The sequence below is a fragment of the Mesorhizobium sp. M4B.F.Ca.ET.143.01.1.1 genome (assembly GCF_004792275.1).
GTDB lineage: Bacteria > Pseudomonadota > Alphaproteobacteria > Rhizobiales > Rhizobiaceae > Mesorhizobium > Mesorhizobium abyssinicae.
Genome location: NZ_SRSR01000071.1, coordinates 1 through 548, shown reverse-complemented (window position 1 = coordinate 548; position 548 = coordinate 1). Strand labels below are relative to the sequence as shown.

Genomic DNA, 548 nt, shown 5'->3' with positions numbered 1-548 from the left:
GCCGGCCGAAGCATCTCCCGCGACGGGCCTGGCATCGGTCGGCTTGGCAGCGACCGGCGCCTGCGATTGCGCCGAGGCGGTGCCCGCGACGAATTCGCCCAGCGCCGGCAAGAACCGGAGCGACGATATGACCGCCGCTGCGACCAGGACGGCGAAAGCGCCGAGCAGCGCGGTGTTTCGCACCAGCCGCCAGGCCGATGAGCGCGCCGGCGGCGGGCTTGCCGGCTGTTCCGGCAGCGGAACAGGCTGAGGGCGGTTCAGGATTCTGTCCTCGATGGATTGGCGGGTCATTTCGCGGATCTCTCTATTTGATGGTCGACAGCGCGGTCTTGAGCCCCTTGAATGGAGCATCGAGGCTGACGGTCGCTCCCGACGGCAGGAAATAGGAAACCTGGACGGTGGTCTCCTTGCCGATCTCCTCGCGAAGGACCGGGCCTACTGGCACATAGCCAACGCAGACCGACGCATCGCAGCCCTGCAGCTGAACGTCGACGGACTGCGTGCGGCCGGCAAGCTTGAGCGAAAGCCTGCTCCCCGCACCAGCCTGG

At 67.3% G+C, this 548-nt stretch carries 2 protein-coding genes; both read right to left on the bottom strand.

Annotation, left to right across the window (positions count from 1 at the left end):
* A partial coding sequence (locus EN786_RS36005) for a hypothetical protein (protein WP_210238926.1) occupies positions 1-291 on the bottom strand: 291 nt, incomplete at its 3' end.
* A 13-nt stretch (positions 292-304) separates the two neighbouring features.
* Positions 305-548 (bottom strand): invasion associated locus B family protein (locus tag EN786_RS36000; RefSeq protein ID WP_189524373.1); only part of this gene is annotated, 244 nt, incomplete at its 5' end.